At 63.8% G+C, this 14,477-nt stretch carries 13 protein-coding genes; 10 read left to right on the forward strand and 3 right to left on the reverse strand.

Features of this window, described 5'->3' with window-relative positions; translation table 11 throughout:
- The first annotated feature begins 166 nt into the window (after positions 1-166).
- The 3 genes from RhoFasB10_RS04720 to RhoFasB10_RS04730 are packed head-to-tail and all read left to right on the forward strand — an operon-like array spanning position 167 to position 5,003.
- Entirely contained in the window at positions 167-2,266 is a 2,100-nt protein-coding gene (locus tag RhoFasB10_RS04720; protein ID WP_167675340.1) for a hydantoinase/oxoprolinase family protein, read from the forward strand.
- Positions 2,266-4,206: a hydantoinase B/oxoprolinase family protein gene (locus tag RhoFasB10_RS04725; protein ID WP_167675342.1), complete on the forward strand. Its 1,941-nt coding sequence runs from the start codon at positions 2,266-2,268 to the stop codon at positions 4,204-4,206. Before RhoFasB10_RS04720 ends, RhoFasB10_RS04725 begins: the two co-directional genes overlap by 1 nt.
- A complete protein-coding gene (locus RhoFasB10_RS04730; protein WP_167675344.1) occupies positions 4,203-5,003 on the forward strand; it encodes an NmrA family NAD(P)-binding protein in 801 nt (266 codons plus the stop codon). The genes RhoFasB10_RS04725 and RhoFasB10_RS04730 overlap by 4 nt, the downstream gene beginning before the upstream one ends.
- An 85-nt stretch (positions 5,004-5,088) precedes the next feature.
- Here RhoFasB10_RS04730 and RhoFasB10_RS04735 read toward each other — a convergent pair whose 3' ends face one another.
- The 3 genes from RhoFasB10_RS04735 to RhoFasB10_RS04745 all read right to left on the reverse strand — a co-directional run bounded on the left by RhoFasB10_RS04735 (position 5,089) and on the right by RhoFasB10_RS04745 (position 7,485).
- The gene (locus RhoFasB10_RS04735; RefSeq protein WP_240930894.1) at positions 5,089-5,454 is read right to left on the reverse strand and encodes a hypothetical protein; all 366 of its coding nucleotides are present in this window, start codon (positions 5,452-5,454) and stop codon (positions 5,089-5,091) included.
- A gap of 65 nt (positions 5,455-5,519) precedes the next feature.
- Positions 5,520-6,359: an adenylate/guanylate cyclase domain-containing protein gene (locus RhoFasB10_RS04740; RefSeq protein ID WP_206030546.1), complete on the reverse strand. Its 840-nt coding sequence runs from the start codon at positions 6,357-6,359 to the stop codon at positions 5,520-5,522.
- Between the two features lie 88 nt (positions 6,360-6,447).
- Positions 6,448-7,485 carry a hypothetical protein gene (locus RhoFasB10_RS04745; protein WP_167675348.1) on the reverse strand — a complete coding sequence of 346 codons (1,038 nt, stop codon included), beginning with the start codon at positions 7,483-7,485 and terminating at the stop codon, positions 6,448-6,450.
- A 353-nt stretch (positions 7,486-7,838) separates the two neighbouring features.
- Here RhoFasB10_RS04745 and RhoFasB10_RS04750 point away from each other — a divergent pair, with 353 nt between their 5' ends.
- From RhoFasB10_RS04750 to RhoFasB10_RS04780, 7 genes are all read left to right on the forward strand, one after another.
- Positions 7,839-8,534 (forward strand): GntR family transcriptional regulator, encoded by a 696-nt coding sequence (locus tag RhoFasB10_RS04750; protein ID WP_068430303.1) that lies wholly within the window; start codon positions 7,839-7,841, stop codon positions 8,532-8,534.
- Positions 8,531-9,313, forward strand: coding sequence for a 5-oxoprolinase subunit PxpA (locus RhoFasB10_RS04755; RefSeq protein WP_167675350.1), 783 nt, complete (start codon positions 8,531-8,533; stop codon positions 9,311-9,313). The genes RhoFasB10_RS04750 and RhoFasB10_RS04755 overlap by 4 nt, the downstream gene beginning before the upstream one ends.
- Positions 9,310-9,948, forward strand: a complete 639-nt coding sequence (locus tag RhoFasB10_RS04760; protein WP_167675352.1) for an allophanate hydrolase subunit 1 — start codon at positions 9,310-9,312, stop codon at positions 9,946-9,948. The genes RhoFasB10_RS04755 and RhoFasB10_RS04760 overlap by 4 nt, the downstream gene beginning before the upstream one ends.
- Positions 9,945-10,832 carry a biotin-dependent carboxyltransferase family protein gene (locus RhoFasB10_RS04765; protein WP_167675354.1) on the forward strand — a complete coding sequence of 296 codons (888 nt, stop codon included), beginning with the start codon at positions 9,945-9,947 and terminating at the stop codon, positions 10,830-10,832. The genes RhoFasB10_RS04760 and RhoFasB10_RS04765 overlap by 4 nt, the downstream gene beginning before the upstream one ends.
- Positions 10,833-10,984: 152 nt before the next feature.
- Positions 10,985-12,295 (forward strand): MFS transporter, encoded by a 1,311-nt coding sequence (locus RhoFasB10_RS04770; protein ID WP_068430309.1) that lies wholly within the window; start codon positions 10,985-10,987, stop codon positions 12,293-12,295.
- On the forward strand, positions 12,292-13,059 hold the full coding sequence (locus tag RhoFasB10_RS04775; RefSeq protein WP_068430311.1) for a DUF1445 domain-containing protein: 768 nt from the start codon (positions 12,292-12,294) through the stop codon (positions 13,057-13,059). The genes RhoFasB10_RS04770 and RhoFasB10_RS04775 overlap by 4 nt, the downstream gene beginning before the upstream one ends.
- Complete coding sequence (locus tag RhoFasB10_RS04780) at positions 13,056-14,453, forward strand: aspartate ammonia-lyase (protein ID WP_068430314.1); 1,398 nt, start codon at positions 13,056-13,058, stop codon at positions 14,451-14,453. Before RhoFasB10_RS04775 ends, RhoFasB10_RS04780 begins: the two co-directional genes overlap by 4 nt.
- Positions 14,454-14,477: the final 24 nt, after the last annotated feature.

Raw genomic sequence — 14,477 nt, forward strand, 5'->3', positions numbered from 1 at the left:
CCATGGTTCGGGGCGTTTTTCGTGTGCTCGTGAGCCTGCGCCGAAGAGTGCCCGTCGGGTTCGGCGAAATCTGCCAAAGATTCCTCCTCGCACACGCTGTGGAATGGCATCACACGCCAGCGCCGATCGGATCAATCCCATCGGGAACGATTGTACGGAGGAAGAAGTGGAATCCAGGAAGATACGGATCGGCATCGACACCGGTGGCACCTTCACCGACATCGTGGCAGTCGACGACGAGACCGGCGCCATTGTCACCACCAAGACCCCGTCGACGCCGTCCGACCCCGCGGAGGGGTTCCTCACCGGCATCGAAAAGGTGCTCGAAAAACTCGGCGAACACGGCGACTCTATCGGAGCTGTCAGCCATGGAACGACCGTCGCGACCAACAAGCTGCTCGAGGGCAAGGTCGAGAACCTCGGCTTCATCACCACCGAGGGCTACGAACACGTCCTCGAGATCGCTCGTCAATCCGTGCCCGACGGCTACGGCAACTCCTACTTCTGGGTCAAGCCCGACCGCATCGTGCCTGCCGACCGCGTCAAGACCGTCGGTGGCCGTTTGTCGTTCGACGGCAGCGAGATTCGCCCGCTCGACGAGGGCAGCGTCCGCGCCGCAGCACAGTTCTTCAAAGACCACGGCATCAAGACCATCGGTGTCTGCCTCATGCACTCGTACGCCGACCCGTCGCACGAGGAGCGTGTGCGGGACATCCTCGACGAAATGTTCCCCGAGGCCACCGTCAGCATCTCCAGCCAGGTGCTGCGTGAGTACCGTGAGTACGAGCGGTCCATCACCACGCTCGTCGATGCCGCGGTGAAGCCGAACATCCGCAATTACGTCAACAACATTGCGAACCGTCTGCGTGAGTTCTCCACGGCCGACGGCGAATCTCGCGACATTCCGTTTTACGTCATGAAGTCCAACGGTGGGGTGCTGTCGGCCAAAGAGGTTGTTCACCAGCCCATCACGACAGTTCTGTCCGGACCTGCTGCGGGTGCACTGGGCGCCGCGCTGATCGCCGATGCTGCCGGCGTCGACCAGGTGCTGACGTGTGACGGCGGAGGCACCTCGACCGACGTCACCGTCGTCGTCCGCGGTGAGCCCGCGCTGACCACCGAGGGGCGCGTCGGAAACTATCCGTCGAAGATTCCGATGATCGACGTCGTGACCGTCGGTGCAGGCGGTGGCTCGATTGCGTGGATGACGCCGGAACGGACGCTCCGCGTCGGACCCCAGTCGGCAGGCGCCGATCCCGGACCGTTGTGCTACGGCAAGGGCGGCAGCGAACCGACCATCACCGACGCACACGTACTGCTCGGACGCATCCCACCCCACCTCTTGGGCGGTGAGATCCCACTCGACACCGAGCTGGCGCGGAAAGGGCTCGAGCAGTTGGCTTCCGAGCTGAACCTCGGGTTCGAAGAGTGCGCTGTCGGCATCCTCGAAGTGTCGGCGTGGAACCAGGCCAACGCGTTGCGTCAGATCACCGTCAAGCGTGGCCTCGACGTCCGTGACTTCACCCTCGTCACGTTCGGCGGCTCGGGCTCGCTGCTGGCGTGCAAGCTGATCGACATCCTCGGCTTGAAAGACGTTTTGGTTCCGCTGGATCCGGGCAACGTATCGGCCTTCGGATTGCTGACCGTCGACGTCCGGAACGACTACGTGCAGACGCACGTCGGACGGCATGATCGTCTGCAGGCGTCGGAGCTGCAGGAGCTCTTCGACTCGCTCGCGGGCAAGGCCGAAATTGCTCTGGCAGAAGAAGGATTCGACGAGACCCAGCGTCGCTACGCGCGCACTGCCGACCTCCGTTACATGGGCCAGGCGTTCGAGGTTCGTGTCCCCGTCGGCGAGGGTGAGATCACTGCCGAGCTGATGGACGCATCCGCCGAAGCATTCCACGACGCACATCGCGAACTGTACGGCTACGACTTCCGTGGTGATCCCGCGCAGCACGTCGAGTGGGTCAACCTGCGTGTCAGCGGAATCGGTCCCATCCAGCGTCCGGCTGCTCGAACCGTCTCTGCCGGCTCAGGGGCTTCCTCGGCCCGAACCGGTTCGCGTCAGGCATATTTCGACTCATGGGTCGATACCACCGTGTACGACCGCGCGCGACTCGGAGCAGGCGACACGATCGACGGACCTGCCGTCATCGAGGAGTTCAGCTCCACCGTCCCGATCCATCCGGGATTCTCGGCGCGAATCGACACCCACGGAAACATCCGAATCTCCAAGACTTCCGACTCGAACGGAGCGAAGTGATGACTGCTGTACTCGATGCTGCCGCCGCGACCGCGGCCAAGCCCTACCGGCTGACCGACACCGACGGCGCAACCCCGGACCCGATTCTCGTCGAGATCGTTGCGGGATACCTGGCCAGCGTGGAGATGGAAGTGGAGACGTCGATCTCGCGGACGTCGCGTTCGCCGATGATCCGCGACGCGCACGACTTCCGTGCCGGCATCCACGATCGAAATCTGCGCAAGCTGACGGGGCGTTCGTACTCGGCTCTGGTGCATCCCATCGCCAGGGACTTCCCGCTGGAGTCGATGAAGCCGGGCGACGTGTACTTCCACAACGACGTCTACCTGTCCGAAGGCGGCATCGGCCACCTCCCCGACCTGTGTGTGACGGTGCCGGTGTTCGCTCGCGTCACTCCCGACGCGGAGCCGAAAGTCGTTGCGTTCGTGCAGGCATTCGGCCATCACGACGACATCGGCGGTTGCTGCCCGGGTTCGATGCCGTCCGGCGCGACGACGGTGTACGAGGAAGGGCTGATGGTCCCGCCCATCAAGCTGTGGGATCAGGGCGTACCCAATGAAGCTGCGCTGCGCATCATGACGCGCAATTCCCGCATGCCCGATGCGCTGGCCGCCGATCTGGACGCCGAATGCTCGGCATGCTTGATGGGAGCGCGGCGGCTCACCGAGCTGTTCGAGCGGTACGGCGTCGACACGGTCGAATCCTGTTTCGACGCGATGATGGATGCGACCACGGAGACGTACCGTCGCGAGATTTTGAGCAAGATCCCGGTGGGCGAGTACACGTGGGAGGACTACGCGGAGCACGACGGCGTCGACGAGCCCATGCTGCACACCCAGCGGATCACGTTGACCAAGACCTCTGCCGAGGACGAGGGCGGCGAACGATTGATCCTGGACTTCAACGGAACAGGACCGCAAGCGAAGGGGCCGATCAATCACTGCGGTGACTACGCCGACGGCAACTTCCTGATCAAGTGGCTTGCCCCGATCCTGCGCAACCTTGCCGATACGCCCGAGCGGATGGCCGAGCTCGACGTCAACGAGGGCGTCGTGCCGCTGATCGAGATGAAGTTTCCCGAAAAGGGAACGCTCATCACCCCGATCTTCCCGGCGCCGACGAATGCTCGTACGTTCGTGATCTTGCGGTTGCTCGGCGTGCTGGCCGGCGTCGTCGCGAAAGCTGTGGACGGCAACATGCCAGCCGACCAGGAAACGATCCGGTACACCGGCGTCTACGGTGAAGACTTCGACGGTCATTCGTACCTGATGCGTGAGGTGCTCGGGGGCGGTTCCGGTGGCCGGTACTACGCCGACGGCGAGGACACGATTCACGTCGTGCCCGATTCGCGAAACCTCCCCACCGAATTCAGCGAAAGTCGCTTTCCGTTCATCGTCGAAAAGCTCGGACTGGCAATCGACTCCGGCGGCGCCGGACGCTACCGAGGTGGGCTCGGCTACGAAAAGCACATCCGCATGCTCAAGGACGCGCACTTCATGTCCATCGCCGATCGTTCGATTCTGTCCTGCTGGGGTGTCAAGGGCGGCAAGGCCGGCCGTCCGTTCTCGGTGACTCTCGATCCGAACGGCCCCAACGAGCGGGAGTTCGACGCGCTCACGGACGCGGAGCCGATCAAGGCGGGCGAGGTCGTTCGGATACGTACCACCGGTGGTGGTGGTTGGGGAGATCCACTGGATCGACCAGTCGATGAGGTCCTTCGTGACGTGCTGTGGCGCAAAGTGTCTCGCGACGGGGCCCGCGAAGACTACGGCGTCGTCCTGACAGGGGACGCGGAACCGGTCGTCGATGTGGATGCCACGGTAGCTCTTCGCGACCGGCTGCGAGCCGACCGAGGCGACGAGGAACCGTTCTTCGATCGTGGCCCGGGCTACGCGGAACTGTCCGGCGGCGACACGTCGGCTGTCTACGACTACCTATGAGTTCGGGGATCGCCCGTGGCGCCGATATTGCAGTGATCGGTGCCGCGGGCAAGACCGGCAGCGCGGTGATCGACGCGTTGCCGCCGGGTGCACGTCGATTGGTGCACACGGCGCGGGTCGAGGGTGACTACGAGGTGGAACTGGAAACTGGCGCCGGTTTACGCAAGGCACTACTCGGTTGTCGTGCAGTGTATTTCATTGCTCCGAACGTCCATCCAGACGAGCCTCGGTTGCTACGAAACGCGTTGACGGCGGCGGCATCCGCGGGTGTCGAGCACGTGGTGTACCACTCTGTTGCGTGGCCTTTCAGTCCTGCAATGCCTCACCACATGGACAAGGCAGTGTGCGAGGACGAATTGCATCGGTCGCCGTTGAAATGGACTGTGCTGCAGCCGTGTGCCTACCTGGAGAACTTCGCGTCGGTGATCGCGGGGGAATGCAGTCGAATTACGTTGCCGTACAGCCCGGACACCAAATTCTCGTTCGTAAGTCTGCGCGCCGTGGCCGCCGTCGCTGCGACAGTGTTGGTCGAGGGCTCGCGTCATCACGGTGCGACATACGAACTCGGCGGGTCGGAGGCTATTTCGGTCCGTGAATTGGCCGCGAGGTACGGCGCCGAAGTTGAGCAGATCTCTCTCGACCAGTGGCAGAACACTGCTGGTTACTCTATGCCAGTCGGCGCGGCGTCGAGGTTGCGCGCGATGTTCGACTTCTACGACCACCACGACTTCATCGCGGGGAGAGGCGGCTTCGCCGCGTGTGAGGCGGCTGCGCCGCACGTGCACGAAAATACATAGCGGGTTATGTATTTTCGTGCACATGGGGTTAACGCTTGAATGGTCCATTCAAATTGTTAGACAACATGAATGGACCTTTCTTGTCTCAGTAGTCGAGGACGGTGAAGGGGTCGTAGATCGCGATGCCTCGGACGTCCCCCTCCGATGATCCGGTCGGGATGGAGATTCCGCGGAGCAGGTGGGCGTTGCCTGACGGGTCGACCTGCCAGCTTTGGCCCTGGCCGTGGAAACTCCAGCTGTAGATCGGCTGGCCAGTGCCGTACGGGCTGATGATGATGGAGTCGTTGCCCCGTGGACCATAGGCCGCGGGATCGAAAGCGCTGACGAAGTGTTCGGTGCTCTCGCTGGTGAACGGAGAGTCGTAGATTCCATCCGCTGACGCGGGCGTTGCGGCCAGGGCCGTTACACCGACTGCCAGGGCCGTGGCGGCAAATACCTTCTTGATCATCATGCAGTCCAATCGTCGAGGGTCGACTGGTGCATCGGCCATTGCTGAGCACGCGTTACCCGTGATGATTATTCGAGTTCTGGCGCATCGTCTTTCGATTTCGTGAGTGCGGGGAGCCCTACCGGGTACAGCTCGTGGCTGCCGCTCATACCCTTCAATTCGACTTTCCGTGGCCTACCCAGCGGGATATCACGACCGAGTTTCACGCTCAGTGGTTCGCTGACGAGAATCTCCCCGCCCTCGGCCTGGCTTGCCACGCGCGCGGCCATGGCCACGTTGAGTCCGAAGAGATCGTCGCCGCGTCGCACCGAACTGCCCGTGTGGATACCCATCCGTACTCGAATGTCGTTCCAGCGATCCGCATTCTCGAGCAGCGCCTCCTGGACGGCCATCCCGCATCGCACAGCCTGCTCGGGGTCGGAGAACGCGATCATGAAGCCGTCGCCCTGGTTCTTGACGACGTGGCCGCCATGCGCGGCGACTTGCTTCTGAATCAGCCTGTTGTGTCTTTCCAGTAGCTTCATCCACCCTCGATCGCCCAGCTCTTCGTTGCGCGCCGTCGAGCCCTCGATGTCGGAGAACATGACGACGACGTCACCGTCCGCGGTCAGCCGGGCCAGGTCGGGGCGTTCGACTTTGGCCCATCCGGCGAGATCCTCGATCGAGTTCCGCACCGTTGCGCCGAACCCCTTGTTGATCAGCGAGTCTGCGGTCTGGAAAGCTGTTCTGATCGCCATCGGTGCGATACCGCGTCGCCGACGCTTGTGCTGCGAATCGCTGCGTGCGCGTTCCAGCGCCTCACGCGTGCTGGTCAGTTGACGACGCGTCACGATCATCCACACGCCGAGGCCGACGATCGCGGCGGCTTCGACGCCGGTTGCAACAATCCACAGGGTCACGGGCAACATCATCGTCGTTCGGTCTGGTGAACCAAGCATTGCCCCGGCGCGTCGCACTGATGTGTCCGGTCAGGCCAGGGGGTTGAGACGTGGTGAATTACCTCTGCCGCGGCAGGTCGAGCACGACGAAGCGCAGAGCCGATCGGAGCAGCTCCTGCGTCCGATCGGCCGTCGACAACTCGCGATGGTGGTCACCGCACACGTCCAGGAGCCCGAGGATGTTGTCGCGGTTCTGTCCGCAGATCAACGCAACATCCTCAGCGCTGAGGGGCGTGTCTGCGGTATCGAGGTGCGAGATCGTCTGCAGTTCGGGCGGCATGCCCGTGTCCGGTGGCTCCGCGCTCAGTTCGTCGGCGATCTTTCCTCCCTCTTCTTCGAAGAATCGCAGGAACGTGCCGAGGGCTCGACCGAGGTGCTCTTCGATCAGCGGAGCACAGTCGACTCGCTGAATCGCAACGACATGGTGCTCGCCGACGGTGAACTTGATGTCCGGCCACCGATGGGAGTAGCAGGCGGCTTGCGCTGTTGCCGAACGGTTTTCGGGATGCACACTGAACACCGTGAACAACTCGATCACTGCTGACGTCGAGACCCTCAGGAACGCGGTTCGCCCGTCGAACGTGAAGGGCACGTCGCCGTCGTCGTCCTTGACCGGCGGATGGCTCATGATCGAGGTGAGCATGACGTCGACCTCTTCGACGAGTTGGGTGTGCGCGCTGATGGGCTCCCAGCTGTCGTCGAACATCGATTTGGGTGCACCGTCGTTGATGCTTGCGGTGAGAAACGCCGGATGGGGCACGCCGCGTAGCTCACGCAACACGAATTCGATGGCGTCGACGACCTCGTCCGGGTCTCCGATGACGCTCAGCCTCAGTGCGGTCTCGGACGGTCCCTCGCTGGTCCAACCGGCGTTGGTCAGCATGATGCGGTCTTCGTGCGTGACGGCGTTCAGCAGTTCGCCTTCGATGACGGCGTCCGCGCCGTAGGGGTGCACGACCAGTGACAGGCCCTTCTGCACCGTGTGGATGGTAAGCCGGTCGTTCTCGCTCATGTCGATGAAGTACGAGCAGAGCCGGCCCGAGAACTGCCGCCATGCCGCAGTCACTCGCGTGTCGAAATCAGGTTCCTCGCTCATGAGGAGCCTCCTTGTGAACAGTTGGCCGCAGTGCGGCCGAATCCTCCCGATACGAGTGACATTAGCGAGAGGGTCCGACAAACTCCGTCGTCGAATATGTCAGCGAGACAGACGGAGTCGTCGTTCATTCACACGAATGACCCATTGGTCGACGATCTTCGCCGCCACGCCGGGCGGATCCAATCGAGGAATCGAGTCGGCATGAGCATCACTGAACCCGGGGCGTACCGCCCAGTGTGTTTCGAGGCCCCTCTGTATCGCCCGTGTTACGCGACGGGTCGGTTCCGTTACGGATTCGGACAAAATCGGGAAAGTGGTTCCGCGGCCCTCTGGATGCAGTGTATACAACGTATATGGCTTCAACAGTTCGTGGCCCACACCACACCGAGGGCGGTGATCTCACCGCTGACCTGCGCACCGCGATCGTCGAGGGTGTGTACCCGCCCGGCCATCGGCTGGTGCAGGAGGAGTTGGCAGATCGCTTCGGCGTCTCGCGGATTCCGCTGCGCGAGGCGATGCGCACGCTGGTGGGCGAGGGTCTGCTGCGCTCCGAACGTGGCCGCGGAACGTTCGTCACCGCGCTCGACATCGAGGAGATCGACGAGATCTACGACCTCCGACGTCTGATCGAGCCCAGCTTCGCCGAGCACGTCGTCGAGCGGGTTTCTCGTCGCGACATCGCTCGCTTCGAGGCCATGGCCGAGGCGATGGACAACGTCGGCGACACCGGCGCGGACACGTGGTCACGCACCAATCTGTCGTTCCACCTCGACATGTATCGGCTGTCGCGGCTACCGATGCGCTACGAGATCATCGCGCAGATGTACCACCGGCTCGAGCCGTACTCGCGTTTCTACGTGCACGGCACAAACGCGTACGAGCGCGTGCAGTGCGAACACAAAGGCATGGTCGACGCGCTCTCCAGTGGTGACGCGACCGCCTTGGCCGATCTGATTCTGGCCCACATCGAAGGTGGACAAACCGGCCTGCACCGGGCCTGGGAGAACTCGGCCGACGACATGAACACCTATTGGAGGGCCAAACTGTGACCGCCGTGCACATCGACACCGACATCGGCGAAGGATTCGGTGTCTGGGGAATCATGGACGACGGCCCGTTGCTCGACACCGTCAGCGCAGCCAACGTCGCGTGCGGCTTCCACGCAGGCGACCCCGACATTCTGCGTCGGACGACGAAAGAGGCTGCCGCGCGGGGTGTGTCGATCGGCGCGCAGGTCTCCTACCGTGACCTGGCCGGCTTCGGTCGTCGCTTCATCGACGTCGAGGTGTCGACGCTCGTCAACGACCTCGTCTACCAGATCGGCGCCCTGCAGGCCTTCGCCCGTGTCGCCGGCACCGAGGTCACGTACCTCAAGGCGCACGGCGCGCTGTACAACGTGGCAGCGGACAACGCCGGGCATGCCCGCGCCATCGTCGAGGCCGTCACGCTCGTCGACCCGACGCTGCCTATACTGTGCCAGTACGACACCGAGGTCTGGACCCAGGCCGTCGACGCCGGAATCGAGCCGATCGCAGAGCTTTTCGTCGATCGCAACTACACGTCCAAGGCTCGGCTGGTGAGCCGTCGTCATCCGGCGGCGCTGATCACCGAGCCCGAGGCTGCCGCCGAACGGGCCGTGAAGATGGTGCAGACCGGCGAAACGGTGTCCGTCGACGGCGACACCGTGCGGGTGCTTCCGCCGTCGTACGACGCGGTTGCCCTGTGCGTGCACAGCGACACCGCAGGCGCCGTCGAGATCGCAACGCAGACGCGTAAGGCGCTGGTCGACAGCGGTTTCGATCTGAGTCCGATCGGACGACGCCCGTGATCGAGCTCGACACCCTGCATCGCGCAGGCGACCGCGGATGGCTCGTGGACCTCGAGCCGCAGGTGATTCCGGCGTGGATCGCCGCGGTACGTCGTAGCGAATGGGCAGCGTTGCTGCAGGACGTCGTCCCGGCAGCCGCGTCGATTCTGTTCATCGTGCACCGCAGCCACGACATGCCCGTGCTGGAGAACCACATCCGAGGCCTCGTGCAGAATCCCAGCCTGACCCAGGCCACGGAACAGCATCACGGCAACACCGTTACCATCCCGGTCGTCTACGACGGCGAAGACCTCCACGAGGTTGCCGCAGCGTTGAACATGTCCGTCCAGGACGTGGCGGACAAGCACTCCGCTGCACCCCACACCGTCGGATTCTTCGGCTTCGCACCGGGTTTCGCGTACATCGACGGCTGCCCCGACCAGTTGGCGCTGCCGCGTCGTACGTCGCCACGACCGAAGGTCGACGCCGGTGCCATCGCAATCGCCGGCACGCAAACCGTCGTCTACCCGGGTCGCACGCCTGGCGGGTGGCACATCATCGGGCACACCGATGCCGTGTTGTGGAACACCGAGTGGGACAACCCCAGTCGGCTGGCCGTCGGGGACCGCATCGTGTTCGAAAGGGTCATCCGATGACTACACTTCTCGAAAAGCCAACGCAAACAGTCGCTGCCTGCATCCTCGACCCCGGTGCCTCGACGACCATCCAGGACGCGGGCCGTGCGGGATACGCCCACCTCGGTATCACCGCGTCGGGCCCGGTCGACCGTGCTGCGGCAGCGCTGGCCAATCGACTCGTCGGCAACGCCGAGAATGCTGCCGTGTTCGAGAACCTGTTCGGCGGACTGTCGTTCACCGTCACGAGTCCGCGCTACGTTGCGCTCACCGGTGCGCCGGTGGAGGTGCGCGTCGACGGCCGTGTCGTGCGTGAGCCGCAGCGTGTCTATCTCGCTGCAGGTCAGCGCCTTTCGGTCGGACGTCCGGCTGCCGGCCTGAGGATCTACGTCGCGATCTCGGGCGGCATCCGTGCCGACACGACGTTCGGATCCGCGAGCAGCGACGCCCTGTCGGGTCTCGGCCCTGCCGCCCTCGCAGCGGGTGACGAATACAAGCTCGGTCCGACGACGACCGCCCCAGAACTTCCACTCGAACTTGCACGCTCCCGGTACCCGGAAGGTACTGTGCAGCTACGCTTTCGGTGGGGACCCAGAGATTCGCTCTTCAGCGTGGAAGACAAACAAGCTCTGGTATCGACCAGCTGGACAGTGGGTGCCAACAGCAACCGCGTCGGCATCCGTTTGACCGGCCAGCCACTGACCATCGGCTCGGTCGACCTTCGCAGTGAAGGAATGGCGTTGGGCGCGATACAGGTTCCCCCATCCGGGGAGCCCATCGTGTTCCTGGCCGATCATCCCGTGACAGGAGGCTATCCCGTCATCGGGGTGGTCACGGAGGACGATCTGGATCTGCTCGGCCAAGCCGCCGTCGGATCCACCGTCACGTTCTCCAACTCTCTCTGACCGACAACCAGAACGATCCCGAAGGCCATCAGCAGGACGGCAATCCTGCCGACGGGCTCCAGGGAACCGTCGCCCATTCATCAGTGCGCCCGCGACTCGACTTGCCCGTCCACCGCGAACGTCACCGACTTTCACCGAACTGGAGACATTCCATGACCACCGTACCTGGGTCTCTCACCCCACCCGAGGACCACGTGAAGCCCAAGAACGCGCGGCGCGCAGCAGTCGCGGCCGCAGCGGGCACAGCCGTCGAGTATTACGAATTCGGCGTGTACGGCTACCTCGCCGTCGTCATCGGTCCGCTGTTCTTCCCCAGCAGCAACCCGACGGCGTCCCTGCTGTCGACGCTCGCCGTGTTCGGTAGCGCGTTCCTGATGCGTCCGCTCGGTGGCATCGTCCTCGGTCGCCTGGGTGACCGCATCGGCCGTAAGCCCGTACTGATCACGACCGTGGTCGGCATGGGTACCGCGACCGCCGTCGTCGGCCTGCTGCCCACGGCCGAATCCATCGGCATTCTCGCGCCTCTCGCGTTGCTTCTCGTCCGTCTCGCCCAGGGCTTCTTCGCCGGCGGCGAGGTCACCGGCTCGGCGACGTACCTCGCGGAATCCGCACCGAACGGCCGTCGCGGATTCTTCGGTGCCTTCACCCCCGTCGGCGTGGCCATCGGTGGCGGTACCGCGGCACTGGTCGCAGGCCTGACGAGCACGATCCTGTCCGACGACCAACTGCGCGATTTCGGTTGGCGCATCCCGTTCCTGCTTGCCCTGCCGCTCATCGTCGTCACGCTGATGGCGCGTCGCAAGCTGGAGGATTCGCACGAATTCCTCGCCGTCACCGAGAAGGAGAAGCCGGCCAAGACGCCTCTGCGTGAGGTCTTCACCGAGCACACCGGTGCACTGTTCAAGGTCATCTTCCTGGCAATCGGCTCCAACACCGGCTACTGGGTCGGCCTGATCTTCATGAACATCTACCTGACGACGTACCTCGGCTACTCGAAGTCCAACACCTTCTGGATCATGGGTGCCATCAGCCTGTTCGTCGCGACGCTCATGCCGATCTTCGGTGGCTTGTCGGACAAGCACGGCCGTAAGCGCATCATCACCATCGGCTTCCTCGGCTACGCCATCCTCGTTCTGCCCGCGATGATCGTCATGGATCAGGGAAGTTTCGCTCTCGCCGTCGGCGCTATGGTCGTTCTCGCACTGCCGATGCCGATCGTCCAGTCGGTCACGTACCCGACCTACGCAGAACAATTCCCGACGCGGGTGCGCTACACCGGTCTGTCCTTCGCGTTCAACATCGGCACGATCATCGGCGGCGGTCTGACGCCGTACCTCGCGACGTGGTTGATCTCCAAGACGGACAACCTGCTCATGCCCGGCTTCCTGCTCATCTTCGCCGCGGTGCTCGCGCTCGTGACCCTCACGACGGTGCGTGAGTCCTCGAAGGAGGCTCTGCTGTGACAGCGCCTGCCTCGCCTCTGGACTTGCGGACGCGGATCGCGTCGGGCGAATGGACCACGGCCACAGCGGGTCTGCTCGACGACCATCAGCAGGCCAACCTCGTCGTCGTGCCGGCCAGTGCCGCAGCGGCTTTCGAGGAGTACTGCGCCGCGCATCCGACGGTGTGTCCGGTCCTCGGGCGTACGCAGCCCGGTGACCCGACCATGACGTACCAGGGCTGCACCGTCGACATCTCGACGATGCTCCCGCGTTACCGAGTCTGGGATCACGGCACCGTCGTCGACGAGCCGAACGACCTCAGCGCCTGGTGGAAGGACGACTCCGTCGCCTTCGTGCTCGGGTGCAGCCACACCTTCGACGGGCCGCTGCGTCGCGCAGGCATTCCCGTCGCCACGACCGCGCCGCCGGTCTACATCACCGATCGCATCCTCCGAACTGCCGGAGCTGCAAGCATGTTCGACGGACCCCTCGCCGTCAGCATGCGACCGGTCGATGCAGATCTGGTCGACGAGGCAGTCACCGTGACCGGTCGTTACCCGACCGGTCACGGTGCACCGGTGTACATCGGCGATCCGGCCTCCCTCGGTATCGACGACATCTCCCGTCCCGACTTCGGCATCTTCGCCGGAGTGGGGGAGGGGCAGATCCCCGTCTTCTGGGATTGCGGCGTCACGCCTCAGTTGGCACTCGGCACAGCCGATCTCGCGTATGCGGCGACGCACTACCCCGGTCACATGCTGGTGCTCGACGCGGTCGTGTCATGACGGACTCGTTCCGCAGCGAGCACGACCTGCTGGGCGATCGCGACGTGCCGTCGGACGTCTACTGGGGTGTGCATACCCTGCGGGCGCTGGAGAACTTCGCGATCACCGGGGTTGCGATCGCGAAGTACCCGGCGCTCGTGCGGTCGCTTGCGCTGACGAAAGCAGCTGCGGCGCAATCGAACAAAGAACTCGGGCTGCTCGACGCGGAACGTGCGGACGCGATCATCGCGGCCTGCATGGAGATCGCCGACGGTTCCCTGCATGATCAGTTCGTCGTCGACGTCATCCAAGGTGGCGCAGGCACGTCGACGAACATGAACGCGAACGAGGTCATCGCGAACCTAGCCCTCGAGTTGTTGGGGCGCAGTCGTGGTGACTACGCATTCATCCACCCGCTCGAGCACGTGAACCTGGGGCAGAGCACCAACGACGTCTATCCGACGGCGGTCAAGATCGCCGTGCGGTCGACGCTCGCGGATCTCGAAGCGGCGATGGCTCATCTGGCTGCGGCGTTCGCGGCGAAAGCGTTGGAGTTCGCCGACGTCATCAAAATGGGCCGCACGCAGCTGCAGGACGCGGTGCCGATGACGCTCGGTCAGGAATTCGGCACCTACGCCGTCATGATCGGCGAGGACATCCATCGACTCGGTGAGGCTGCACGTCTGATCGACGAGATCAATCTCGGCGGAACGGCAATCGGCACCGGCCTCAATTCGCATCCACGTTATGCGGAACTGGTGCGGTCCGAGTTGAGTCGACTCACCGGTCTGCAGTTGACGACGGCCACCGACCTGCTCGAAGCAACGCAGGACGTCGGTGCGTTCGTGCAGATTTCGGGCACGCTGAAACGCACGGCGGTGAAGGTGTCGAAGATCTGCAACGATCTGCGACTGCTGTCGTCTGGACCTCGTGCCGGTCTCGGCGAGATCAATCTGCCGGCGGTGCAGGCGGGTTCGTCGATCATGCCCGGCAAGGTCAACCCTGTTGTGCCCGAGGTGGTGACGCAGGTGGCGTACGAGGTGATCGGCAACGATCTCGCGATCACCATGTCCGCCGAAGCGGGCCAGTTGCAGCTGAACGCGTTCGAGCCGTTGATCGCGCACAAGCTGCTCGACTCGATCACGCACTTGTCCCATGCTGCAAGCACTCTCGCGGATCGATGTGTCCCTGGCATCACCGCGAACGTCGACCGCATGCGCGCGACGGTCGAGCGATCTGCCGGCGTCGTCACCGCGTTGAATCCGCACATCGGGTACGACGCGGCCACCGAACTCGCGGCACGCGCACTGTCGTCGGACAGGACTGTCGCCGAGCTGGCCGTGGAATCCGGCTTGTTGACGCCTGACGACGTCGCGAAATTGCTGTCGCCGCAAGCCCTTACGGGTCGACGGTAGTGATACTGCTCATGACATGCGCAT

It is taken from the genome of Rhodococcus sp. B10 (assembly GCF_011770055.1).
Classification (GTDB): domain Bacteria; phylum Actinomycetota; class Actinomycetes; order Mycobacteriales; family Mycobacteriaceae; genus Rhodococcoides; species Rhodococcoides kyotonensis_B.

What these genes read in the sequence shown, in the direction of transcription:
- RhoFasB10_RS04765 (WP_167675354.1), top strand. Translation starts at nt 9,945, where the DNA reads ATGACTACACTTCTCGAAAAGCCAACGCAAACAGTCGCTGCCTGCATC.
- RhoFasB10_RS04735 (WP_240930894.1), bottom strand. Translation starts at nt 5,454, where the DNA reads ATGATGATCAAGAAGGTATTTGCCGCCACGGCCCTGGCAGTCGGTGTA.
- RhoFasB10_RS04750 (WP_068430303.1), top strand. Translation starts at nt 7,839, where the DNA reads ATGGCTTCAACAGTTCGTGGCCCACACCACACCGAGGGCGGTGATCTC.
- RhoFasB10_RS04770 (WP_068430309.1), top strand. Translation starts at nt 10,985, where the DNA reads ATGACCACCGTACCTGGGTCTCTCACCCCACCCGAGGACCACGTGAAG.
- RhoFasB10_RS04730 (WP_167675344.1), top strand. Translation starts at nt 4,203, where the DNA reads ATGAGTTCGGGGATCGCCCGTGGCGCCGATATTGCAGTGATCGGTGCC.
- RhoFasB10_RS04740 (WP_206030546.1), bottom strand. Translation starts at nt 6,359, where the DNA reads ATGTTGCCCGTGACCCTGTGGATTGTTGCAACCGGCGTCGAAGCCGCC.
- RhoFasB10_RS04725 (WP_167675342.1), top strand. Translation starts at nt 2,266, where the DNA reads ATGACTGCTGTACTCGATGCTGCCGCCGCGACCGCGGCCAAGCCCTAC.
- RhoFasB10_RS04745 (WP_167675348.1), bottom strand. Translation starts at nt 7,485, where the DNA reads ATGAGCGAGGAACCTGATTTCGACACGCGAGTGACTGCGGCATGGCGG.
- RhoFasB10_RS04780 (WP_068430314.1), top strand. Translation starts at nt 13,056, where the DNA reads ATGACGGACTCGTTCCGCAGCGAGCACGACCTGCTGGGCGATCGCGAC.